The following is a 24255-nucleotide window of genomic DNA, read 5'->3' on the forward strand; positions in this document are numbered from 1 at the left end:
GATCAGAGTGCTGGAATACCTCAAAGAGTTTAGGGGCTTACCGCACATGATACGTGTAGATAATGGACCAGAGTTCATCTCACACAAGCTTGAGTTTTGGTGCAGGGAGCATAACATCAGTCTGGCTTTTATACAACCCGGTAAACCTATGCAAAACGGCTATGTAGAACGTTGTAATGGCAACATCAGAAAGGAATTATTAAATGCGTATGTATTTACAACATTGGATGAGGTACGAGAAAAAGCAGAAGAATGGCGTATGGATTATAATTGCTCAAGACCACATCAGTCGCTGGGTTTTGTACCGCCAGTCGAATACATTTAATCCGTATTCATGTTAAACTGAAAAAAGAAAATTATACTTTTAACTGGCCCGAAAAAAAGGGGAGCTTACAACAGCTAACGGACAGGGCTTGCTGCTGTGCTGGTATTCATTGAACGTCCAGCCCGGAACCCCTGATGATTGCAAATATGTAGTTGAAGTTAACAACTAAAAGCCAAATAGAATTACGTCGGCTGGAACTGGTGCTGATAGCGAACAAAAAGATGAGGATATGTTCGTCCGCCAGTATAGCAGCAAACCCCCTGTTGTACGTTCGCCCTTTTCTCTGTCCAGTAGTAGAGTGTTGCATTTTAACTGTGTCAACCTAAAGACTGTTACCCAAGCCGAGCAAGAAGGCAAGCTCTTTGGCAGGTTGGCTTCTGTGCTGTGGGTTTTGTGTGCCTGCCAATGTGCTTGCCTTGCGGCGTTGGCTATTGGAGACTTCGCTTATTGTCCTTTTGTCATTGTGTGTTTGGTCAATTGATTTTCGTTGGCTTTTTATTGTCGTCAATAGCAACAAATGTAAACTCTCCGCTTACTGCTTTTTGTCTGTCGTTAGAATACATCTGTTCAACAAAAATATCAACTCTTACTTTTAAGCTCGTATTGCCGGTATAAGATACTTTACCAACCAACTCTATTATAGTTCCTGCAGGTATGGGCATTTTAAAATCTATTCTGTCGCTGCTAACAGTTACCATTTTTTGTCTGCTGTAACGGGTTGCAGTTATAAAAGCCACTTCATCCATCAAGTGCATTGCTGTCCCACCAAATAAAGTGTCATAATGATTTGTACTGTCGGGAAATACAGCTTTAAATATTCTTGTGATTGATTTTTCAATTTTTTCTTCGTTCATCATTTATGCAACATTTTCAATTGCAATGAAGTTTACTAAATTCCCTTTTTTGTTGAAGACAGGATAACCTTCAATTTGGCATTTGTAAATACTCCCGTCTTTTTTATAATTTGTAATGATACTTTTAAATGGGTTTTGTTTATCAACCGCTATTTTAATTTTTTCTCTTTCTATAATTTCAGTTTTAGCACCTTGAAACATTGTGGGCTTTTTGTGAATTACATCCTCCTGTCTGTAACCATTCATGGCAAATATATTTTCAGTAGCATGAATGATATTGAGTTTCGTATCCGTAATAATAATCACTTTGTTTTCCCAAACCAATGTATTGTCAAGAGAAACGAGGGGTTTATGCCAGTTACCTGCATTCATTATACTTTGCATTATTCTCAAGTCATTGGCTAATTGCATTCTTCTGTGCAATCCTTCTAAACATATATCCCAGCATAAAAGTGGATGTGCCATAGTTATTAGTTTTAATCAGTTCGTTTCATCCTTGAAAATGGATAACCATTACATCCTTTACGGGGGTTAATCCTATCTGCCGTTGCTGTATTCATTGCTTCCTCCATAGTACTTGCTTTATATGTAGTAAGGCAATAACCCCAATGCCAGGGTTTCATGTTTTCAAAATACATTATGTCTATCCTTGTGTACAGCCCACCGTCCGAAGGATTAGCTTCATCATTCTTTGCAATAAAAAAATTTTCAGCCTTGTTGTACTGTAACAAGTGATACTTTATGCTTTTACCTTGCACCCATTCTTTGTTTGTAATAATATAGCTGCTTCCGTAATCATCTTTAAAGTTTCCAAGTAAGGCAGATGGCATCTGCTTTAATGTTTGCTGGCTAATTTTGGCAGTCGTATGACAAGCCGATACCAATAGCCAAAAAGCAACTATGAGATTTCTTATTTTCACTTGCTTATTTTACGAACCACAACTAATACAACCATCTTCCATATTGCAACTTGGGGCATCAGTTTGCGTTGGCTCCACATCATTATTTATTTGTGGTTGTTGATTTACTATTTCTGTTGATGGAACTACAGGGCTTATTTCATTGCTACCTTGCTTTTCTACTGTAAATTGAACAGCTTGTGTGGCGGCTTGTGTACGCAAATAATACATGCCAGTTTTTAAACCTTTCTTCCATGCGTAAAAGTGCATAGAAGTAAGTTTAGAAGTATTTGGGTTGTCAACAAATAAATTCAACGATTGGGATTGACAAATGTATGCCCCTCTGTCAGCTGCCATATCAATAATATTGCGTTGTTTTATTTCCCAAACTGTTTTGTATAATTCTTTTATGTCGGTTGGTATTTCTGCAATGTTTTGGATAGAACCATTGGCAGCAATAATTTTATTTTTCATACTGTTATTCCACAATCCTAAATTCACTAAGTCTTTTAAGAGATGTTTATTTACGATTATAAATTCACCGCTTAAAACCCTTCTTGTATAAATATTGCTTGTATACGGCTCAAAACATTCGTTGTTGCCAAATATTTGTGACGTAGAAGCAGTAGGCATAGGCGCTAATAAAAGCGAATTACGTACTCCGTATTGTTTTACCTCTTCTTTTAGCAAAGCCCAATCCCAACAGTCAGTTGGTGTTACACCCCACATATCAAATTGAAAAATACCTTTTGAAACTGGCGAATCTACAAAGGTTTCATAAGCACCTTGTTCTTTTGCCAAATCTTTACTGGCTGTCATTGCCGCAAAGTAGATGGTTTCAAAAATATTTTTATTTAACAGTTTTGCCAACTCACTTTCGAATGGCAAACGCAATAAAATAAATACATCTGCTAAGCCCTGCACACCCAAACCAATTGGGCGGTGCTTCATATTGGAAGTTCTTGCCTCTTCTATTGGGTAGTAATTATTGTCAATTATTTTGTTGAGGTTTTTTGTTACTTGATAAGTTACTTCATATAGTTTTTGCTGGTCAAACTTTCCATCAATAACAAAACGGGGTAATGCCAATGAAGCTAAATTACAAACTGCCACTTCATCAGGGCTGGTATATTCCATTATTTCAGTACAAAGATTACTGCTTTTAATTGTGCCTAGATTTTGCTGATTACTTTTACTGTTTGCAGCATCTTTATATAACATGTAGGGTGTACCTGTTTCAATTTGTGATTGTAAAATCGCAAACCACAAATCCTGTGCTTTCACTGTTTTTCTTGCTTTGCCTTCAGCTTCATATTTAACGTAAAGCGTTTCAAATTCTTTACCCCAACACTCACTTAACCCCGGTGCCTCATTGGGGCAAAACAAACTCCAATCACCATTTGCTTCCACCCGTTTCATAAACAAATCGCAAATCCATAAAGCAAAAAATAAATCTCTTGCCCTCATTTCTTCTTTACCATGATTTTTTCTTAAATCTAAAAACTCAAATACATCACTATGCCATGGCTCTAAGTAAATAGCAAAAGCACCTTTGCGTTTTCCGCCACCTTGGTCAACATATCTGGCAGTATCATTAAATACACGGAGCATTGGAATAATGCCGTTGCTTGTTCCATTTGTGCCGCCAATATAACTGCCTGTGGCTCTGATATTGTGAATGGCTAAACCAATACCACCAGCACTTTGAGAAATTTTTGCTGTTTGTTTTAGTGTGTCGTAAATGCCGTCAATGCTATCTTCTTTCATTGTTAAAAGAAAACATGAACTCATTTGAGGTTTAGGAGAACCTGCATTAAACAATGTTGGTGTGGCATGTGTCATCCATCGTTCACTCATTAAGTGATATGTTTTTATGGCACTCTCAATATCTTCTTTGTGTATGCCTATTGCAACTCTCATATACATGTGTTGCGGACGTTCTGCAATTTTTCCATCAACTTTTAGCAGGTACGATTTTTCCAAAGTTTTAAAACCAAAATAGTCAAAACCAAAATCTCTGTCGTAAATAATGGTGCTGTCCAGTAACTCTGCATGTTCTTCAATTATCTGCATCACATCATCTGCTATTAGTGGTAATTTTTTTCCTGTTGCAGCATCTGTATAATTATAAAGCCTTTGCATTGTTGCAGAAAAACTTTTAATGGTATTCTTATGCAGGTTGCTTACTGCAATTCTTGACGCAAGTATTGCATAGTCGGGATGTGTGATAGTAAGCGATGCTGCTGTTTCTGCTGCAAGGTTGTCCAGCTCTGTTGTCGGCACGCCTGCATAAATACCTTCAATGGTTTTCTTTGCAACATCAATTACATTCACCATTGGGCTTAAACTGTAACTTAATTTTTCAATTCTTGCGGTTACTTTGTCAAATTTTACAGATTCCTGCTTACCGTTTCTTTTTATTACAAACATGGGTGTAGTATATATTTAATGTTGTTCAAAAATCTTCTTCAGTTGAAAATACTTGAGTTTCTTTATTACCCATTACTCCAGCTTTTTGATAATCGCCAACTCTTTTTTCAAAAAAGTTTGTTTTGCCTTGCAATGAAATCATTTCCATAAAGTCAAATGGATTGGTGGCGTTGTAAATTTTTGTACAACCTAATTCACTTAGCCAACGGTCTGCAACAAACTCAATGTATTGTTGCATCAATTTAGCGTTCATACCAATTAAATCAACAGGTAATGCTTCAGTAATAAATTCCTTTTCTATTGTTACAGCATCGGCAATAATATCCTGGACTTTTTTTTCTGACAATTTGTTTTGCAGCATACTATAAAGTAGACAAGCAAACTCACAATGTAAACCTTCATCACGGCTTATTAATTCATTACTGAACGTAAGCCCCGGCATTAAGCCTCTTTTTTTCATCCAGAAAATAGAACAGAAACTGCCGCTAAAAAATATTCCTTCTACTGCTGCAAATGCAACAAGGCGTTCAGCAAAATTTCCATTGTCAATCCAACGCAAAGCCCATTCTGCTTTTTTCTTTACTGCTGGTACAGTGTCAATAGCATGAAATAGTTTATGTTTTTCTTGTGGGTCTTTGATGTAAGTGTCAATAAGCAAAGCGTAGGTTTCGCTGTGTATATTTTCCATCATTATCTGAAAACCATAAAAGCATCTGGCTTCGGGTAATTGCACTTCACTCATAAAGTTTACCGCAAGATTTTCATTTACGATGCCATCACTTGCAGCAAAAAAGGCTAACACATGAGAGATAAAATGGCGTTCTCCATCATTTAGTGCAGCCCAATCTTTTAAGTCGCCACTTAAATCAATTTCTTCGGCTGTCCAAAAGCTGGCTTCATGTCTTTTGTATTGTTCCCAAATTTTTGGGTAATTAATTGGCAGGATAACAAAGCGGTCTTTATTTTCTTTTAAAAGTATTTCTTCTGTATGTACCATAATCAATATTTGTTTCAAAAATTTTTAGCTACAGGAGAAAAATATAGTGCTGAAAGAATGAGCCGCATGAAGCAGCGAAGACTGTCAGTACCATGCCTTTCACCCGAAAGCGTTGTTACTAAATGTTTGATTCTGGCAGGTCTTCTGACTTGCTCCATTGTTTAAAGCCTTCCCGTCCAAAATGACAGTGGCATGGGGATTAAACAACTTTGGTGGAGCTTACAGCTACGGGGATAGTTCAAGACTTAAACTTGATTCCCTTTTAATGAAATCCGCTTGTGGCGAATTGTCAACCAAAATGTGGTGTAAAATAATAACCTAAATTTAAAATTGGGGCAAGTTGTTATACACTTTATGTTGAAAACATTGGAAAGTCGCAATGGGAGGATGTTGTAAAATATTGTGGGTTGCTGATGGTAGTAATTTTTTCATATTTAAGGAGATGCCGATAAGAATTCAGTCCGCTGGGTGGTGGGTGGGCATGGGGCCTTGGCATTATTAGCTCTTGGCAAGGTTGGCTTTGTGTCGGGGTTTGTGTGCCTTGCCATGTGCTAAAAATAGCGTAGGGTCGGGTCGGCTGATTTTTGTATTTGTCGGAATGATGAATGTTAGCAGGAAGTTCGTTAGGGTGACGTACAACGTTTTGCGGCTTTGCGAAGAAGCGGATTTCGGAGCTCAAAACTGTCAACATACCACAAAAGTTGATGCGAGGTAGAATGTTCAATTAACCACTGAACCCGCTTTTTTGCAAAACCGCTGTTATAGCCAGTGGTTCTTGTCGTCCGTCCTTGCAAACCATTGTCGTTGTTGCGTTTCACCGTCATTGTCTTTGTCGTGTTGGTCTGTGCGGTTGCGTATTTTTTATTTTTAGAAGGGGAGGAGATTTTTTTAAATTCAATTTTGTCCGCGTTGGAAAGGTGGAAGCTCTTTTGCAAGCTTTGGACTGTGCTTGGGCTTGCGTGGCTTGCAAATGTGCTTACACCTGTGCGATGGCTTTTAATATTGTCTATACGCTTTTTCATGCGCTTGTTTAATTTGGTCAGCCAACGATTTAGGTTCAATAACTTTCATGTTGTCACCGAAAGAAAGTAGTTCCATTACAAGGTCATGTGTCAGGCAAAGTTTAAGTTTAATTTTCATTTCTTCGTCATTGTCCACCAATACTTGTTGAGTGTTGTGTAATGGAAGTGTCTTGATATACTTACCTTGAAATGGGTCAAATGATAGAATGATGTCTTGCGGCTCTTCGTCATTTGGGCTAATAATACCAAAGCAGTAGCGGTAACTTTGCTCAATGCTGTAATTATCGGGATACTGGTATGTTTGATTTGTTATTTCAAGGTTTGTCAAACGGTCAAGTGCAAAACTCTTTATGTTGTTGTCCTTACTATCTTTTGCCATGATATACCAACGGTTCTTAAACTCCTTTAAGGCATAAGGCTCTACAAAACGCTGGCTTAATTCTTCTTCCCAAAATTTCTGATAATTGAACTTGATTTGAAGTCTGTTTTTAATGGCATGAAGCAAACCATATAAATTCTCTGTTCCTTGCGGTCTGCGTTTTTCCAAATGAATAAAAGGTGTTAAGTCTTGTGCAAGGTTTAGAGAATTAAACATATCAAATGCCTCCATCATTCTTTGAAAATTCATGTTTTCATTTTCATTTTGGCTGATGAAATAGCCCTTTTGAGATTTTGAATACTCAATGTCAATTCCAAATACGTTTCTGATTTCCTTTATATCACGTTGCAAGGTTCGTTTTGAAAAACCTATTTGCAAATTATCGTCTTGCATTTGCAGATAGTCAAACTGATTTTCAATATAGGCTTGTAATTCCTCATAAGTTGAATAAGGTTTTACTTTCAACTTTTTGAGAATAAGCAGGTATCTTGATATGTAGCCTCGTTTTGACATTAGTAGCTTTCTCCAGTTAGTTCAAATATTACTATTTCTCTATCGTCATATTCTTGTGGATTGTCCCAATCGTTGTTTTGTGTCCAAATGTATTTTCCTGTTTTGCAATCAAATGCGACTTGCTGTCCGTTTAATTCAAAGTATTTCCAATAATCAACCGATTTTTGGTCTTTGTATGAGCTCTCGTCTAACGAAAGTTTTTCTTTCAATTCCACGAAAAGAGAATAAGAATAATACTCCTTATGAAAACCGCTTGTCATGGTTGAACCTAATAAAAGAATATCAAATTCATTGTTGTCATTAAAGCGTGCAAGTTTTTGACTTCCGCAATTGTCAATCATTTCAAACTGTTTAACGAAGTAATAACGCCAATCATTTTTGTCTGAAAAATCTACAATGATTTTTTCTAAATCTTGAAACAAAGTCGTTGGATTGATATTATCAAATAATGATTTTAAAACTTTGCGTTGATTGTTATCATCTCTTAATAACCTTTTCCAACTAATATCACGTTCATTACGTCCTTTGCTGATTAAAAAACTATAATTTCTACCAATACTCAACAAATAATCTCCTGTTGCCAACAAGGCTCTTTCAAAAAGATAATTGTCAAAGTTTTTCAATCCGTCATTACTAAATACGGCTTTTGCTTTTTCTGCGTATTCTTTGAATTTATCAATATTGTATATTCCGTTTTCGTCTTTACACCAATCTAAAATAAAGCCGATTTGTCCGTTGAAATAACCGTGATTTTCAATTTCAATAATTGCGTTTCTCCAATCATCATTTTGTAAAATAAGATTCGCTTTTGTCTTTTCTTCTTCAATTATGAATTTTGGAAAGCCTTTATCTTCTGGATTTACGGAATCTTTAAAATATTCAACTATGTTATTTCTAACCGGAATGATCTTTGATAAAAACAATAGTGAATCTGCAAATGTATTTGCATTGTCATAATACAATCTATGTGCTTCAACAAAATTTCGGACTATTCTCAACCAATTTTGCAGATTCACTTTATCAATATCATTTTCACAAGATAAATATTGGTATAAAGCAAATAATTTCAATAGTTCGGCATAGCCTAAATTGTTTTTAATTGCACCGTTGAAAATGTCTTTTTCATCTGCATAAGTCGTGTCAGAAAGAAATGTCTTCAATCCGCTTTTATCAGATATTTTATTTAAAACGAATTTCAACGTTGTAAAATAATCCTCATCAAAACAGCCTAAGTCCAAATATTGATTGAATGAAACTTTTTGACCACCTCTCAATAAATCAATTATGCGTCTGAATTTATCGTCTTTTGGGGCTTTTAGTGTGTAATTTATTACAGCCATTGTTCTGAAAAAATTCAAAAGCTGTTCGTCAAAAACATTTTCGGTATTATCACGATAATTCCAAAACAAATCTGTCCAAAGTGTATCAATTTGATGTGAAAATGTTTCGGTTGCTTCTGCATTGCTTTCCCAACCCTCTTTGTTTATATGTTGTTCAAACTTGGCTTTAAAATTTTCAAAATCAGTAAGTGCTTTACCTCTTGCATTCATTTTGATATACAAATCATCTGAAAGTCCGAAGTTTTGCAGTTCTATGTAGTGAAAACTAATTTTGTTTAGTTTGTCCCAAACTTCCGTTTCATTTTGAAATGTTTGCTGAATGTCATCTAACATTGTCAACATTGATTTTATGGTCTGGTCTCTTTTCCACGAAAGAAAAAACCAAGAGCTATCAATGATAAGTGTAGAAATATTTTGTTCGGGATTGTAAATAATTCCTTTGTTGATTAAGTCAATACAAAATTCTCGTGAACTTGTTCGTGTTTCGTAAGTGAATTTTGTCAATAGAAATTTTAATTCATCATTTAACTTGTTTTCTTTAACTGCAACAAACCAATGCAACAAAAACAATGTTGTTAATCTTTGTTGTCCGTCAAGCGGTTGTAAAATTTTATTTCTTACGCTACCATAAACAAAATCCAATTCCTTTGGTGTTCCATTAACTGCTTCAAGTAAAAACTTTAAGAAGTTTTCTCTTAGTTCTTCTTTTCCTTCTCTACCCTGAGCGTAATCTCGTTGTATAATTGGAATTTCAATTTTACTCAGCGGTTGCCAAGTTTCATTTTCATATATAGCTTCTTCGTTAGAAACCAATTGCAGAAAATTTATTTTTTTTGATGTCGGATTATTGCTCATTTTCTGCCAATGTCATTTGAGGTAAATACTGATTTATTACTTTTTGTATTTTTTCAAAATATGAAGTTCTATCGTTTTCATTCCAAACTTCAATGTCTTTCACGTTTGCTGTATAATATTTCATAAAAACATTTTTTGTGCAAATGGGAATAAAAGTTCCTTCAATTTCTCTTTCAATTATTTTCTTTCTTTTTTCTTTGAAAGAATCGTTTTTGTAAGAACGATTAGTTCCACTATCTAATAAACACAGGTTTCGTAAGCTATTATCTTCTTCGCCCAATACATAGTCAACAATGTCTTCAAATTCATTTTCATCAATTGTGTTGCCTGATTTTATGAATTCAATTCGATTATTTAACTCCTCGTTGTGATGATTGTCTGTTTTAATGAAGTTGTTTTTTAGCCAGTCAATTTGATTTTCTATTTTCACATTAACTTCTGTTGCGATAGCGTGAATGTGTTCAACGTCCCAAGATTCTTTTTTGTAACGGTCAAAAGGGAAACGATTAGTTTCGTTTTCGTTGTTGAGCATAGTTTGTATGTTGTGAAGCAATAAAATTTCACGAACATATTTTCCGTTATATTCGACTTCTTCCAAATTCACATTTTTAAATTTGGATTCTATTTCTTGGTCTATCCAATATGAAAACTTCGTTTTTGATTTTTCTTTTTTCTCTTTAAGAATGTTTTTGATGTTTGTTCCAATCGCAATTAGATAACCAATTTTGTGATATAATTCTCTGTCATTATACCACTCTTCAAGAGTTTGGAAATACTTTTTAATTTCCTGCCAATTGTCGTTTATTTCTTTTTCTGATTTGGTTTTAAATTTTTCATTAAAGAAATGGAAAGTGGAATACTTGTCATCACTTGGCTTGTCTGACATTAAATTAAAAATAAACTCTATTCTCGTTGCCAAGGTATTTTCATTTTTGTTGATGAAATACCAAAAAGAATCGTCTTGTAAGGCATATTCAATTCTGTCCCATTCTGAAGCAATTTCTAATTGTTTCAAACGTAGTTTTTCGCTGTCTGCTTTTGCGAAATTTGAACTATTTAAAAACAAAGCCTTAATCAATTCAGCATTTGTTAGTGGAATTTTACCGCTATTTATCCTCGTGAAAATATCAATAGAATCATCTTTTGCCGAAGTTTCATACCAAATAACTTTTGTAGAAAAGTTGAATTTTGATTCAAATGTATTTACATCAAATTGCTCTCCTTTGTTTTTGAACCAATCACAAATTGTTTTGTAAGCAGAAGAAATAAAATAATAATCAATGTTTGTGTCGTTTATCGTTTCTCCGTTTAATTCTTTTTGTAAATAGTCGGCTGAATTTTCTCTTGTTTCGTATTTTAAGCCAAATAATTTCTTTCTACGGTTTTCAACATAGCCTTGATTTAAATGATGTAAGATTAAAAAAGTTGTCGTGAGCCTTTGTTGTCCATCAATTACGTCCCACTCATTATCATCTTTTTTCTTTACCACAATCGGCTGTAAGCAATACCATGTTTTTTCATTTGAATTTTCAATTTCCTTTGGAGAAAATTCATTGATGTCATTCAATAATTCTGTCACTTGTTGTTCTGTCCAACGATAACCTCTTTGATAGGATGGTATAAAAAAGTTGTTTTTCAGCAAATCGTTTATAGTCCTAATTGATATATTGTTATGCTCCATATTCATTATTTTCCTTCAAATGTATTAAAAACAGTTCTGCACAAGCTTTAGCATCACTCAAAGCATCATGATGATTTAAGTTGATTTTATATTGGTTACAAAGTGACGCTAGATTATCTCCAAAAATACGATAGGTGCAATGTCCAGTAAATTCAGGCGATGAAATTTCATAGTAACCTAAAGTTTGCTTTAAGCAATGAAAGTCAAACGCAAAACCGTTATGAGCAACAACATTTTGATTCTTGATGAATGGCTCAATTTGATACCAAATTTTATCAAATGTTGGTGCATCTGCCGTTTGTTTGGGAGAAATTCCGTGAATATCAATGAAGTTATTCCAATAATAATTATCAGGTGGTTGAACCAAAATTGATAGCTGCTCTGTAATAATTTGATTTTCTACACGAACCAATCCAACTTGACAAATGCTCCAACGCTTGCCTTGTGCGGTTTCAAAATCTATGGCGGTGTAAGAATTAAGCACTTTTGTAACTTATTCTTTTGCAATTATCATCATAGGTTTCAATAAGGCTTCCGTTTTTAACTGTAAACGTATTTCCTGCTGCACCTCTTACAATCTTGCTTCCTTGGCTCATGTATGAAATACGTTTGCATTTTTCATCATACACTTCAATTAGTGAACCGTTGATAATAACAAAGAAGTTGCTTGCAACTCCTACAAGTTCTTTGCTTCCTGCACTCATGTATGAAATTCTTTTGCTGTTTGCATCAAAAACTTCAATGAGGCTTCCTTTTTCTCTTACATCTGAAATCATGTTTTACTTTTTTATTTTAATGCCTACTCTGTTCAGTTTTCGGCTAACCTGTTATTGTTTATTGCTTTAAATCCTATTGGATTGCTTGTTCTTGATTGTTGAAAATCTTTTTCGTCTTGGTTGTATATTGATGTTAAAGTCATTGGACTATTGATGTTTGTATCAAAGCCTAATTTATTTGAAAGCTGTTGGGCTTTTTCAATTTCCAATTCTTTAAATTCATACTTTGAAATCAATTGTCCTTTTCTCATCAAGGCACTATCAATTTTTGAAATGTCTGTATTGAAGGAGCAGATAATTTGAACATTCAAACAGTCTGCAAGTAAGCCATCTGAAATATTCAATAATGCTGAAACTGGCAAACTACCTTCTTTTTCTCTATCAACAACAATGTTTTCGGCATCTTCAATTACAAAAACTGAATTTGGATTGTCTAAGAGAATTGAAATAAGACTTGGGTTTGTAATGACACTCGCCATATTTGGAGTTAAGAAAATAACATCCTTATTTAAAGAGGCAATTAAGTATCTGATGTATGTTGTTTTTCCTGTTCCTGGTATTCCATGAAGTAATACCAATCCTTTATCTTTTTTACGAGAAAGTCTTTTTAATATAGTTCGATGAATTTCTTTAAAGTCTTCGTTGTAATTGTCTTCAATACTTAATTTGGGCTTAGTAATTTGCAAAGATTTTGTTTCAATGCCAGTCATGCTGTTTACAAGCAACGATATTTCGGGTTTTTGCTTTTGTTTCCTTTTTTTGAATTTGTGAATAGCATTTACAATTTCCTCAACTTTTGAAAGTTCTGTTTTACGATATAAAAAACGAACTGTTGAGCAATTGGTATCAAAGTCAACAATCAAATCATCATAGAGGAAATAGAAAATATCATCAATTTCGGCTTTTTTGCTTCTGTTGAAATACCGTTTGTCATAATAGAAGTCTTTGATTTCTGATTTGTAATTTTCAGCAAACCAGTTGGTGGCTTTTTGCAGTCAATGTCAACGTCATGAATAAAGTTTGGGATTGAATTAAATTGAGCAACAAATAAAGTAAACTCATTGAGGTATGAACCTTTCCGTTCTGCAAAAACTTCTGAAATAGTCATTTTTGCTGATGTCTTAGCAAGTTCAAAAGGTCTGTCAATTGTTGGGCTAAGTGTTAAATTATTTGTTTGCATACTTTCTTTATTTCTAATTTCTGCAACAAAAGTAGAAGTATGAAACGCCAAAGTGTGTCGCTCTAAAAATTTCTTTCTGTGGGTGGGAAAATTTGGCTCTTTGGGTTTTGCGAAGGGTCGGCTTGTGTTTCGGGCAAAACCAAATGTGCCAAATGTGCGGTTGGCTAAAATTGAATTAAAAAAAATGTGCGGTGGGGAAAATAAAAAATACTGAAGCGTTGGCAATGAGTGTCGGCTTACTCGTTGTCCGTTAGAAATATGGTCTGTATGTTGGTCACCTGTCAAAATGGTTTGTCTTTGTTTGAACGTTTAAATTTTGGTCGGTCGTTTGTCGTTTGCACGGTCGTCCTACCATTGGCTATAACGGCCACAGCTTTGCGTTCGGCAGGGCATTTGGAAAACGTCTAGCCCGGAACTGCAGCCGACCGAAGTTACAAAAGTTGAAAACATATTCTGTTGCTCATTCGTGTTCGGTCAGCCGGATATGTAGCTGATAGTAGCACTAAGATGAGGATTTATTCGTCGCCCCTGCTGACGCAAAACTGCCTGTTAGCTGCCGCCTTTATATTCTTCAATAAAAACTTTGTCAGTGTTGGCATAGATAAAGTCCAAACTTTTTTTAACGTCTGATTTTATGTTAGGTGTCAGGAACTTTATCCAGTCGGGATTTTCTTCTTGTCTGAAAAAGGCATAAAGTGCTAAAGCGTAACCCCATTCTCTTTGTTTTAAATAACCGATGCTGTTGTGTCCGTAACTGTCAAATGACTTCCATTCTTTGTATGCAGAGTTTGCATTAAAGATGCCTAAACCAAAAACAACAGGTGTCAAATCGGTTAGCTGTTCGTCATTGAAATCAAGTCTTTTTTCACCTAAAATTTTAATATGTGAAAACTCATGGGCAAGGGTTGCTGTAAGATTTTCGGGATCGGTTAAATTCTTTTTCTCAATTAGGATGTCGTATTTACCTTGTTCGTTTTTGTCAAAGTATAAACCCGCAGCCATTTTTTCATCATTGTCCTTGTCAACCTCTGTCCAGATTCTATGTCCAAAGCCGCCACTAAACTCTTGAATGTTTTGCTCATAAGTATCAAGGTTAATTTCATTGATGTCAATCTCCATTTGACGAGCTACAATCTCTGCGGTCTTTGTCAATGATTCTTTTGAGCCGTCAAAGCGAATTGGGAAGTGTTCAGGTGTAGGAAGAAGTATTGGTTTTGTAGCAATGTTGTCGTGTCCAAACTGTGTTGCCAACCACAAGAAAGAATTTTCCATCCAGAGTCGCATCTCAGAGTCTATCGGGCATTCATTATTATTTTTCTTTGAAAATAGTCCAAACATAGTAGGTTGTTACTGCTGGCAGCTAACAATAAAAGTACGCAATTCCTCGCTCATAAAAAGTAACAAAAAAAATGGAAATATGTATTCATAAGCAACTATTTATGATTTCGTTTTTTGGGTTGATGTGGTCGAAAAAGCGAAATAGTAGTCACCAATCTAATTTATCTAGAGGACTCTCAATTTTGCTCATTATTTTATTCGCAACATGGGTGTACAACATGGTTGTCTTAATACTGTTATGTCCTAATAATTCTTGAATGATTCGAATGTCGGTTCCTGCTTCTAATAGATGAGTAGCGTAGCTATGCCTTAAACTGTGTACTCCCCCCTTCTTTGTAATGCCGGCTCTTATTTTAGCATCCTGTACTATTTTTTGAACACTCCTGACACTATACTCGCCACCATTTTGGCCTTCAAATAAATATATCCTGGGTTTATAGAGCAAAAAATATTCGCGTAAAACAGCTAGTATTTTTTTTGATAAAGTAACCATCCTATCTTTTTTACCTTTAGCGGCTCGTAAATGAATCATCATTCGTTTACTGTCAATATCAGTAATTCGCAACTTCACAATTTCGCTTACCCTCAATCCGGCAGAATAGGCAATCATTATCATAGATCGATGCTTTATATTGGGTATCGCGTGAATTAATTCCACAATCTCTTCTTCTGCTAAAATATCCGGCAAGGTAAAGGCCTTCTTCGGGCGTGGTAAATCATAAAGTTCTTTATCTCTCCCCAAAACTTGTTCATAATAAAACTTTATTGCATTGACTGCCGTATGAACTTGCGTTTCGCTACAGCCTTTTTCTTTCAATAGCCATAATAAATAAGAAAGAAGTTGCTCTTTATTTAATGTATCAGCCGGTTTATTACCTAAAACCCTCAAAAGTTGATGAAACTCGTTACTATAGTTTCGAATAGTATTGGCGCTATACCCTTTCAGCACCAGCATGTCTCTGAATTTTTCATACGCGCTAAGGTTGGGAACGGATAAGGGATGATTTAGCATCATTTTATGCGTCCCCGACGACAACTTATTTTGATTTTGCTTTACTATAATTTTTCGCTGCTCAAGGTATTTTCTTAATTCTGCATTCTCCACTGTAGCAATCCCCATCAGCTTGTCTACCAAAGCTTCATAAGCGGGTTTATTACACGGAATGTGCCAACCATTTTTTTCACGGCTCCAACGAACGTCCTTTAATGACTTAATTAATCCGGTTATTATGGCATCAGGGGGATAGTTTAATCCAATTCTCTCTTCTCCTAACAATAAAAATGGCGATAAATGTATTCGGTTCATAGTTTTTAGCTTAATAATAAATGTAGACCTGTTTCTTAAATAGGCTTACCGTATTTACCGCAATTTTTAATGGATTGTAAGCTTAAACTCGGTCAATTAATTTTTCTAGTGAAAACTGCCAGTTATAAAAATTGCAGTAGATTTATCCAAACAATCCCATATGAAAAACATCCTGTCATTGCTGTTTCTTTTCTCCTTTTCTACTACACTGAGTGCACAGGACTTTTCTGCCTATGAAAAGAAACAATTCATCAAAGGAAACGATACCCTACACTATCGTATACTGTATCCTGCCAAGTATAAAAAGAACAAAGCCTATCCATTGGTCATGTTTCTCCATGGATCAGGAGAAAGAGGGAATGATAATGAAGCGCAGCTAACCCATGGTGCTAAACTCTTCCTCGAACCCACCAATCGTAAATACTTTGAAGGCATTGTTATTTTTCCGCAATGCCCCAAAAACATGACCTGGTCTAAATACAAACGATCAGCAGAAAAACAATGGGCTGCGGTAGACTCTGAAGGAGAAGCGCCCATTTCACAACAACTGGTAAAACAGTTGATGGATAGTTTGGTAGACAATCGACATGTCAATCCAAGAAGGGTTTATCTCGGAGGGTTGTCGATGGGTGCATTTGGTGCCTATGACCTCTTACGTCGTTATCCTGATTTTTTTGCTGCGGCATTTCCGATTTGTGGTATTGCTGATATTCCATTGTTGGTACAAAATGCTAAAGAAGTTCCGATGTGGATTTTTCATGGAGAAAAAGATCCGGTGGTATCGCCGGAGCCCAACCGCGAATTATACAAAGCGTTGATGACTGCCGGCGCCAAAGATGTTACTTATTCAGAGTATCCGGGTGTGGCACATGATAGTTGGACCAATGCTTTTGCAGAGCCTAAATTATTGCCTTGGTTGTTTTCGCATAAGAAGAGGGTGAAGAAAAATTAGGAGGGTTTGTTTTTATTGATTGCCACAGAGGGCACAGAAGGACACAGAAAAATTACTTAGGTTTTGAAATCATTTATAGTTGCTTGTTGTCTACTTGTTATATACGCCTGTTCTCCAGCAAAAAAGGGAACACTGCAAGTAACGCCAACCTCACTTCGGTTGATTGATGTGTATGACATCCCGTATCAGTTTTCATTTCAGCAAACAACTGTGGGTGGTTTATCGGGAATAGATTTTGATAAAACAGAACAAGTTTTCTATACTATTAGTGATGACCGATCTGCATTACAACCGGCGCGGTTTTACACGATGAAGGTTATATTGAAGGATGAGAAGATCGATACGGTTTTATTCCAACAAGCCGTTACATTGCAACAACCGAACGGACAATCCTATCCTTCCTCTAAAGAAAACCCACAACTGACACCTGATCCTGAATCCATTCGTTACCATCCCATCACAAGACAAATTGTATGGACCAGCGAAGGAGAAAGAATCGTAACAGCAAAAGATACCGTGATCGCAGACCCCTCTATTCAAGTAGTGGATAGATCGGGAAAATATATTCGCAGCTTTTCATTGCCGGATAATTTGCGGATGTCTGCTCTGGAAAAAGGGCCAAGACGCAATGGTGTTTTAGAAGGAGCCACATTCACCAATAACTATCAAAACTTGTTCGTGAGCTTAGAAGAACCCAGGTATGAAGATGGTCCGCAAGCAATCCTGGAACCGAATGATGCTTGGGTTCGCCTATACAAATTCAATGTATCCAATGGGAAAGCGGTTGCGCAGTATGCATATAAACTCGATCCTGTAGCGTATGCACCCAATCCGCCGGGGAGTTTTATGGTGAATGGTATTCCCGATATCATGGATATCGGAAATAATAAATTACTCGTAATGGAAAGATCTTTCTCCACGGGTAGATTAGCATGTACGATTAAAATTTTTATGGTTGATTTGAATGATGCGGAAGATATTAGCTCGATCAACAACTTAAAAAATAATCCACCCCAAAAACCACTTCGAAAAAAATTATTATTGAATCTGGATGAGCTGGGTATGTATACTGATAATGTAGAAGGCATGTGTTTGGGCCCAAGATTAAAAAATGGAAAACGATCTTTATGGATGATTGCTGATAATAATTTCTCAGCTTTGGAAAAGACGCAGTTATTTTTGTTTGAAGTGAATGAATCGTTATGAAGCAACTGATTTATCTTTTTCTTTTATCAGCCCTCATTACCTGTAAAGAGCCCACCAATTCCGGAAATCCACGTGTGGTGATTGAAACAAAATATGGAGAAATAGAAGTAGAGCTGTATGCAGATAAAGCACCCGCTACCACCGCTGCGTTTTTAAGTTATGTAGACTCAGGATTTTATGAGAACACTTCTTTTTATCGTGTATTAAATGTAAACAATCAGCCATCAAATGCACCTAAGACAGAAATTTTGCAAGGCGGTTTATGGCGAACCAAAAATGAAAAAGCAAGAAGCATTACAGGCATACCACATGAAAGCACCGGTAAAACCGGTGTAAAACATAAAGACGGTGTGATATCGGTTGCCCGACTGGCACCGGGAACGGCAGGCAGTGAATTTTTTATTTGCATTGATGACCAACCCGGACTTGATGAAGGAGGAGAAAATGTAGAAGACAAATTGGGTTATGCAGCTTTTGGAAAAGTGATCAAAGGAATGAATATCGTGCGAAAGATTTATATGCAGAATGACAGAAACCAGTACCTTGATCCACCGGTAGCTATTTATAATGTCAAAAGAAAATAAGAATCATAGAAAAATAGAGATAAACTACTCATTTTCAGGTATTTTTTATAGATTTAAACAAGCCTAATTTTACTATATAATGCGTGAACGAGTTTTCAGTTATCGCCAGTTATTGGTATGCCTCTTATTCATCTTCGGAACTACGGTATTGAAGGCCCAAGAACCTGATTCAACCCAACAAGTCGACAAATTTGCCGACACAACGGGGGGGTATGGATTCATGTATCTTTCCACCACCTGTATAGAGTGTAACCCGAAAGGCTCAGCGCACTATAAAAAATTTGCGATCATCAGTGGTTTTTATAAAGCCAGGGATTTTTATAGTTCTGTAGCAACAAGATCAGTTGGACATTTTAAAAATAAGTTTGAAAAGCTAGGCTATTTTAAAGATAAAGTAACACAGACATGGAAATCACCGAAGCTGTTTGCAACACTGCAGGAAATTATAGAATACCGTGATGATCTGATTGCAAAACTGAAATCGGAAAACTATGTAGTCGTCTTTTTTGATGACCGCATTAATACAGAAGAGCTTGAGCGCGAATAGAAGGGTTTTGATGGTGAGATGGGCCTGGGTTGTGATTCCCCTGATCGCTGGAGTTTTGATTTACCTGAAAGGAAGAAAAGTTCCGGTTTTTTTTGAAAGATGGTTGCTATACAATTCAAAAGAAACAAGTTCTTTTCCCGGCTCCATATGGATACCTGATTATTTGTGGGGTGTTTCCCTGTGGATGGCGATGGTAATGGTTTGGGATGGTTGGGAGAAAATACCCAAAGGCTGGAAAATTGGAATAGCATTGATGGTTTCGGCAACTGAATTATTTCAATGGTTGGGTTGGATGCATGGAACCGGAGACTGGATAGATGTATTGATGTACCAAATGGCGATTTTAACCGTATATATCCTACACAAAACAAAACGAATATGAGAAACAAAAAAAATCTAATGGCAATATTGGTCGTATTGTCTTATGCAGTATTGTATGTGGCAAGCTCCGGACCAAAAGTAACGGCACCACCACCGGCACCTACCATCAAAGCACCTAGTTATGACTTTGAACCACCACAAAAAGCACCTGCTAAATCTGCTCAGGTAGTATTTCTGCTTGTAGATCCGGCTTATCAAGAAAAATTTGCTTACTCGAATTATAAAATATTCAGTGATTTTTCTAAAGCAATGGCTGCCGACTACAACGAATCATTAACCGCTAAAGGATATTCGGTACGTGGACCATTCGAGTATTATGATCAGGTGGTATACAATGATAAAAAAGAAAGCGACTTGTTATTGCAGGTAGAAATTGATTTTGATATCAATAGCTCCAACGTCAACTGGAACTCCTATTCTGAGTACGTATCTGGTAAAGGCCGTTATGCCACTTACAGAACAGCATATAAGTATGCCGGCTTCTTTATCTTATCCGGTAAAGTAAACCTGGTTGCTGCTGAACCACTTACCAAAGAAAAATTATGGGCGAAGAGTATTCCGCTGAAGCAGAAACAAGTATATATCGCACCCGTGTACAATACGCTTGAGAGAAGCTTTAATATTGGTTTCAGTCGCGATCCGGGTGTTATCAACCCCATGATTGAAGCCCTGGAAGATTATTATAAGCAGGTATTCAATACTTCTTGGAATCACCTGGATCCTAATGAACTGGCTCCACTGAAAAAAGAAGTGTTGGAGATCAGAGAGAAGAAGAAATACTAAATCAATACACCCATCCAAATCTCAGCCATCCGCCTTAGGCGGATGGCTTTTTTTATGCCCTAAAAGAAAAAATTGAGAATATCTTGTAACGTAAATGCAGAAACTGCGATTAGATAACAAGACTACAGGCAAACATCTTTGGAACTGGTAAAAACAATAACGAGCGAGGAAATAGTGGAACAGTGTAAAAGGGGCGATACCTCGGCCTTTTCCGCACTCTACCACATGCATTCCAAAGAAGTGTACAACACCATTTACCGTCTCGTACCCCATACGGGCGAGGCAGAAGATCTTTTACAGGAAGTATTTGTAGCAGCTTTTCAAGCCATTCACCGGTTTGAAAATACGGGGGGATTCAGGGCTTGGATCAAAAGAATTGCCATCAATCAATCCATTTCCTGGATCAGGAAGCAGAAAGTGAGATGGGTGGAGTTGGAAGAAAAAGACAGCTACTTAAAACAAGAAGAGAGTATTGATGAGTCTGAATTTGTGTTTAAAGTTGACGAGGTTAAAAAAGCGATCCAACAATTACCGGAATCAAATAGAGCCATTGTACAACTATACCTGTTCGAAAATATTCCACAGGAAGAAATTGCACAAATATTGGGGATCTCCTATAACAACGTGAGGATCCAATATCATCGGTCAAAACAAAAAATATTAAAAAGCCTTAAAGAAGGAGGTGTTGCATGAGCAGTGAACTGGAAAAATTTATACAACAAAACAGAGAAGCATTTGATGATCGTACTCCGGGCGCAGATGTGTTATCTCGAATTCAGGAAAGAATGGCACAAGTGCCGGTGAAAGAAGAGCGTCCCAAAGCATTGGTGATTTCTTTTAGAACCTTGCGAATGGTAGCGGCAGCTTGTGTAATCGTATTGGCGGGCTTTGCTATTTGGTGGGTAAATCAAGATGTATCAACTGCGGAAGGGTTGGTTGCGTCTAAACAAGATCAACAGCAAAACAACAAGTCAATAGTACCCAAAGAGGAGACGATTCGGCCAAATACAATGGCAGCTACAACAGCACCTGAAAAAACAATGAACGAAGCATCTCAACAATTGATCAAAGAAAATGATCAACAAAAACAGATGTTGTTTGCCAGTTTGGGAAATATGGAATCGCCCAGCACGCGAATTGCTGCAGCCATGAAAGCATATCGCATGCAATCGGCAGACAAGGATATCGTTGATGCGCTGGTTTCAACCATGAACGAAGACCCCAGCACCAATGTAAGACTGGCGGCATTGGAAGCGCTGTCACGTTTTCACAGAGAAAATTATGTGAAGAAAAAGCTGATCGCATCGCTGAAAAAACAAAAAGATCCGATGGTACAGATAGAATTGATACACGTGTTGACAGAAATGAAACAAAAATCAATTCTTGACGATCTACAAAAAATGGTGCAGGATGTAAATACGAATGATGCAGTAAAGGAACGCGCCTATTCAAGCATTTTAACACTTGGCTCATAATACAAACAGACAGTTACCGGTTCATGCATGACGGTTAAGTCTGAATCATTATCATAAAACCATAAAAACGAAAACAAAAAATGAAAAAGTTCATATTCACCACTATTGTAGCACTTATTGCAACAACAGCAGCGTTTGCACAGGATTATAAGATTGCAAAAAGTTCAGGAAAGCTCATCATCAATTTGCCGGGCGTATCTGTTGAAGGATATGATGGAAATGAAATCCTTTTTTCATCCAGTAAAATGAAATCAGAAGATGACGAAAGAGCAAAAGGCTTGCGTCCGATCAGCGGCTCTGGTTTGGAAGATAATACCGGAATCGGAATCAATGTAACAGATAAAGGCGGAAACATCGAAGTAAATCCGGTTGGTAAAGGAGATCACAAGATCAGGATCAAAGTACCCAAAGGTGTTTCTATCTCATACTCTTTCAACAAGGTAATGAACAATTCCAAAGCGTCTTTCAAAAATGTGGAAAGTGAAATTGAAGTATCTGCATTATACAACGATATAGAACTTGAAAATACCACCGGCCCACTTACTGTGAAATCAGTTTACGGAAGTGTAGATGTAAAACTGGGTCAGAATGTTAAAGGACCCATATCGCTGATATCGGTTTACAAACATGTGGATGTAGAGATGCCTGTAACCACGAAAGCCAATTTAAAAATGAATACTTCATGGGGTGAGATATTGGCTTCTGCTGACTTTAAAATCGAGATCGAAAAATCCGGTGATATGGTCAAGTATAGCGATAACAATATCAAAGGAAAATTAAATGGCGGCGGTATTGATATGACGCTTACTTCTAACTACGGAAAAGTATACCTCCGTAAGGCTAACTAATACTTTCATCTTATTAAATATACCTGTATGAAAACGATACTCACTGTATTGTGTTGCACCCTGCTGTGTCTTGCCCAAGGACAACAGACCATCACAAAAAATTATCCGGTAAAATCGGGACAGGAATTAAAATTGTCTTTTGATTATCCGAAAGTGGTGAAAGTAAGCACCTGGGATAAAAATGAAGTTTCTATCACCGCTTCTGTCAGCATCAACAATGGCGAAAACAATGATGCTTTTCAATTGATCGAAAGTTCTGAGGGTAATACACTAACAATTAAGAACATCATCAAAGACATGGACAAGCTACCCAAGCGATACACGGTGATGAAAGATGGAAAGAAAACTGTATTTACTTCCAAAGAAGCGTATAAAGAATTTACGGCCGATTTAAAAGGTGCTAAATATTATTCTGAAGGTGTGGAAATAGAGATTACCCTAGATATCAAAGTTCCTGAAAACCTCGTAAATACATTTGTAAAATCTACTTATGGTATTGTAGAACTTGCCAATTTCAATGGACAACTAAAAGTAGATGCCACTTACGGAGGAATTGATGCCTCAATCAACGAAGCAACAACCGGTAAGTTATCTGTTACCACTCATTATGGACAGATCTACAGTAACCTAAAATTGAATATCACCGAAAAAGAAGAAAAAGATTTTTATACTTCTATTACTTTGGCGACCGGTAAAGGACCCGCCTATTCGTTGAAATCAACTTATGGTAATCTTTACCTGCGTAAATCTGTTAAATAACCACGCAAACTGTTTCAACAGTTCGTTCACCAATTCTCATGTGTATGAAAGCCGCAATCATTGCGGCTTTTTTTATGCACATATTAAACCTTACATCCACCAAATAACCCATTGTTTTTAACAACAGATTGACAAAATTTTATCTTCTTTTTCGCAATCATAGGCACGATGCTTGAATCTATAATAGTGTAAAGAATCCTGAACATAAAACATACTATTATGAAAACAATGAAATGGACAGCAACAATTGTATCAGCTATGTTTTTGCTGGTATCTTGTAGTCGTACGGCCTATGTTCAAAAAGACAGCAATGTTGATTTCAGTAAGATAAAAACATATAGTTGGGTAAGAACACAGGCTGAAAAAGAAAAGGCCAACGCATCAACGAAAAACGATGACCTTACCAATCGAAAGATCAGGCAATCCATTGACCGAAATCTTGCCGAAAAAGGATGGAAAGAAGTAAAGAGCAATCCTGATGTATACCTGGTGTATGATGTGATGATTGAGCAAGAAGAGAAAATCGATCGCAATGCGGTATATACACAACCCTTCACCCGCTGGTTTTTTAATCCGGGTAGCAGAAGATGGGTGGCGGTATTTTATCCATCACATTTTCTTGGGTTTGATGAGAATGCGCGAACTGTAAAAGAAGGAACACTAACTTTAACCATGATGGATGCGGATACGGATAAAACCATCTGGCAAGGATGGACAAGTTCTGAAATAAACGGAAGAAAGTTAAGTGATAAACAGATCGATAGTAAAGTAAAGGCTATTGTAAGAAAACTGGAAGAATAAGTATTGATGAATGAGAACAAAGCC

Annotated in this window: 27 protein-coding genes and 1 riboswitch; of the genes, 12 read left to right on the plus strand and 15 right to left on the minus strand. The window is 36.5% G+C overall.

Going from position 1 to position 24255, the window contains the following annotated elements; genetic code table 11:
* A partial coding sequence (locus ACTIEV_RS03225) for an integrase core domain-containing protein (protein WP_439516069.1) occupies positions 1-325 on the plus strand: 325 nt, incomplete at its 5' end.
* Between the two features lie 473 nt (positions 326-798).
* Here ACTIEV_RS03225 and ACTIEV_RS03230 read toward each other — a convergent pair.
* The 15 genes from ACTIEV_RS03230 to ACTIEV_RS03300 all read right to left on the minus strand — a co-directional run bounded on the left by ACTIEV_RS03230 (position 799) and on the right by ACTIEV_RS03300 (position 15895).
* The gene (locus ACTIEV_RS03230; protein ID WP_439516070.1) at positions 799-1179 is read right to left on the minus strand and encodes an acyl-CoA thioesterase; all 381 of its coding nucleotides are present in this window, start codon (positions 1177-1179) and stop codon (positions 799-801) included.
* A 3-nt stretch (positions 1180-1182) separates the two neighbouring features.
* Positions 1183-1644, minus strand: coding sequence for a PAS domain-containing protein (locus ACTIEV_RS03235; protein WP_051417388.1), 462 nt, complete (start codon positions 1642-1644; stop codon positions 1183-1185).
* Between the two features lie 11 nt (positions 1645-1655).
* Positions 1656-2099 (minus strand): hypothetical protein, encoded by a 444-nt coding sequence (locus tag ACTIEV_RS03240; RefSeq protein WP_157611567.1) that lies wholly within the window; start codon positions 2097-2099, stop codon positions 1656-1658.
* A 9-nt stretch (positions 2100-2108) separates the two neighbouring features.
* Complete coding sequence (locus ACTIEV_RS03245) at positions 2109-4508, minus strand: ribonucleoside-diphosphate reductase subunit alpha (protein ID WP_026765174.1); 2400 nt, start codon at positions 4506-4508, stop codon at positions 2109-2111.
* A gap of 25 nt (positions 4509-4533) precedes the next feature.
* Positions 4534-5505, minus strand: a complete 972-nt coding sequence (locus ACTIEV_RS03250) for a ribonucleoside-diphosphate reductase small subunit (protein ID WP_026765173.1) — start codon at positions 5503-5505, stop codon at positions 4534-4536.
* Between the two features lie 117 nt (positions 5506-5622).
* Positions 5623-5818, minus strand: a riboswitch (cobalamin riboswitch).
* A gap of 310 nt (positions 5819-6128) precedes the next feature.
* Positions 6129-6527: a hypothetical protein gene (locus ACTIEV_RS03255; protein ID WP_439516071.1), complete on the minus strand. Its 399-nt coding sequence runs from the start codon at positions 6525-6527 to the stop codon at positions 6129-6131.
* Entirely contained in the window at positions 6502-7371 is an 870-nt protein-coding gene (locus ACTIEV_RS03260) for a helix-turn-helix transcriptional regulator (protein ID WP_439516072.1), read from the minus strand. The genes ACTIEV_RS03255 and ACTIEV_RS03260 overlap by 26 nt, the downstream gene beginning before the upstream one ends.
* A gap of 47 nt (positions 7372-7418) precedes the next feature.
* Complete coding sequence (locus ACTIEV_RS03265) at positions 7419-9614, minus strand: DUF262 domain-containing protein (RefSeq protein WP_439516073.1); 2196 nt, start codon at positions 9612-9614, stop codon at positions 7419-7421.
* Positions 9604-11295, minus strand: coding sequence for a DUF262 domain-containing protein (locus ACTIEV_RS03270; RefSeq protein ID WP_322196382.1), 1692 nt, complete (start codon positions 11293-11295; stop codon positions 9604-9606). The genes ACTIEV_RS03265 and ACTIEV_RS03270 overlap by 11 nt, the downstream gene beginning before the upstream one ends.
* Positions 11285-11779, minus strand: coding sequence for an exonuclease domain-containing protein (locus ACTIEV_RS03275; RefSeq protein ID WP_322196383.1), 495 nt, complete (start codon positions 11777-11779; stop codon positions 11285-11287). Before ACTIEV_RS03275 ends, ACTIEV_RS03270 begins: the two co-directional genes overlap by 11 nt.
* Positions 11772-12071, minus strand: coding sequence for a hypothetical protein (locus ACTIEV_RS03280; RefSeq protein WP_322196384.1), 300 nt, complete (start codon positions 12069-12071; stop codon positions 11772-11774). The genes ACTIEV_RS03275 and ACTIEV_RS03280 overlap by 8 nt, the downstream gene beginning before the upstream one ends.
* Positions 12072-12103: 32 nt before the next feature.
* Entirely contained in the window at positions 12104-12934 is an 831-nt protein-coding gene (locus tag ACTIEV_RS03285; RefSeq protein WP_439516074.1) for an AAA family ATPase, read from the minus strand.
* Positions 12931-13536 carry a hypothetical protein gene (locus tag ACTIEV_RS03290; RefSeq protein WP_439516075.1) on the minus strand — a complete coding sequence of 202 codons (606 nt, stop codon included), beginning with the start codon at positions 13534-13536 and terminating at the stop codon, positions 12931-12933. Before ACTIEV_RS03290 ends, ACTIEV_RS03285 begins: the two co-directional genes overlap by 4 nt.
* Before the next feature lie 264 nt (positions 13537-13800).
* Positions 13801-14589, minus strand: coding sequence for a hypothetical protein (locus ACTIEV_RS03295; RefSeq protein ID WP_322196386.1), 789 nt, complete (start codon positions 14587-14589; stop codon positions 13801-13803).
* Between the two features lie 148 nt (positions 14590-14737).
* The gene (locus ACTIEV_RS03300; protein ID WP_178886622.1) at positions 14738-15895 is read right to left on the minus strand and encodes a tyrosine-type recombinase/integrase; all 1158 of its coding nucleotides are present in this window, start codon (positions 15893-15895) and stop codon (positions 14738-14740) included.
* 160 nt (positions 15896-16055) lie between these two features.
* Here ACTIEV_RS03300 and ACTIEV_RS03305 point away from each other — a divergent pair, with 160 nt between their 5' ends.
* The 11 genes from ACTIEV_RS03305 to ACTIEV_RS03355 all read left to right on the plus strand — a co-directional run bounded on the left by ACTIEV_RS03305 (position 16056) and on the right by ACTIEV_RS03355 (position 24231).
* On the plus strand, positions 16056-16847 hold the full coding sequence (locus ACTIEV_RS03305) for a serine aminopeptidase domain-containing protein (RefSeq protein ID WP_178886621.1): 792 nt from the start codon (positions 16056-16058) through the stop codon (positions 16845-16847).
* A gap of 63 nt (positions 16848-16910) precedes the next feature.
* Positions 16911-18053 carry an esterase-like activity of phytase family protein gene (locus ACTIEV_RS03310; RefSeq protein WP_322196387.1) on the plus strand — a complete coding sequence of 381 codons (1143 nt, stop codon included), beginning with the start codon at positions 16911-16913 and terminating at the stop codon, positions 18051-18053.
* Entirely contained in the window at positions 18050-18637 is a 588-nt protein-coding gene (locus ACTIEV_RS03315; RefSeq protein ID WP_178886619.1) for a peptidylprolyl isomerase, read from the plus strand. Before ACTIEV_RS03310 ends, ACTIEV_RS03315 begins: the two co-directional genes overlap by 4 nt.
* Positions 18638-18785: 148 nt before the next feature.
* The gene (locus ACTIEV_RS03320; protein WP_178886618.1) at positions 18786-19184 is read left to right on the plus strand and encodes a hypothetical protein; all 399 of its coding nucleotides are present in this window, start codon (positions 18786-18788) and stop codon (positions 19182-19184) included.
* Between the two features lie 10 nt (positions 19185-19194).
* Complete coding sequence (locus tag ACTIEV_RS03325) at positions 19195-19566, plus strand: hypothetical protein (protein WP_439516076.1); 372 nt, start codon at positions 19195-19197, stop codon at positions 19564-19566.
* A complete protein-coding gene (locus ACTIEV_RS03330; protein WP_178886616.1) occupies positions 19563-20348 on the plus strand; it encodes a hypothetical protein in 786 nt (261 codons plus the stop codon). The genes ACTIEV_RS03325 and ACTIEV_RS03330 overlap by 4 nt, the downstream gene beginning before the upstream one ends.
* 174 nt (positions 20349-20522) lie before the next feature.
* Entirely contained in the window at positions 20523-21041 is a 519-nt protein-coding gene (locus ACTIEV_RS03335; RefSeq protein ID WP_322196388.1) for an RNA polymerase sigma factor, read from the plus strand.
* The gene (locus ACTIEV_RS03340; RefSeq protein WP_322196389.1) at positions 21038-21823 is read left to right on the plus strand and encodes a HEAT repeat domain-containing protein; all 786 of its coding nucleotides are present in this window, start codon (positions 21038-21040) and stop codon (positions 21821-21823) included. The genes ACTIEV_RS03335 and ACTIEV_RS03340 overlap by 4 nt, the downstream gene beginning before the upstream one ends.
* 80 nt (positions 21824-21903) lie before the next feature.
* Positions 21904-22671, plus strand: a complete 768-nt coding sequence (locus ACTIEV_RS03345) for a hypothetical protein (protein WP_322196390.1) — start codon at positions 21904-21906, stop codon at positions 22669-22671.
* 27 nt (positions 22672-22698) lie between these two features.
* Positions 22699-23430: a hypothetical protein gene (locus tag ACTIEV_RS03350; protein ID WP_322196391.1), complete on the plus strand. Its 732-nt coding sequence runs from the start codon at positions 22699-22701 to the stop codon at positions 23428-23430.
* 219 nt (positions 23431-23649) lie between these two features.
* Entirely contained in the window at positions 23650-24231 is a 582-nt protein-coding gene (locus ACTIEV_RS03355) for a DUF4136 domain-containing protein (RefSeq protein WP_322196392.1), read from the plus strand.
* Positions 24232-24255: the final 24 nt, after the last annotated feature.

Source organism: Sediminibacterium sp., assembly GCF_051861365.1.
In the GTDB taxonomy this organism is placed as follows: domain Bacteria; phylum Bacteroidota; class Bacteroidia; order Chitinophagales; family Chitinophagaceae; genus Sediminibacterium.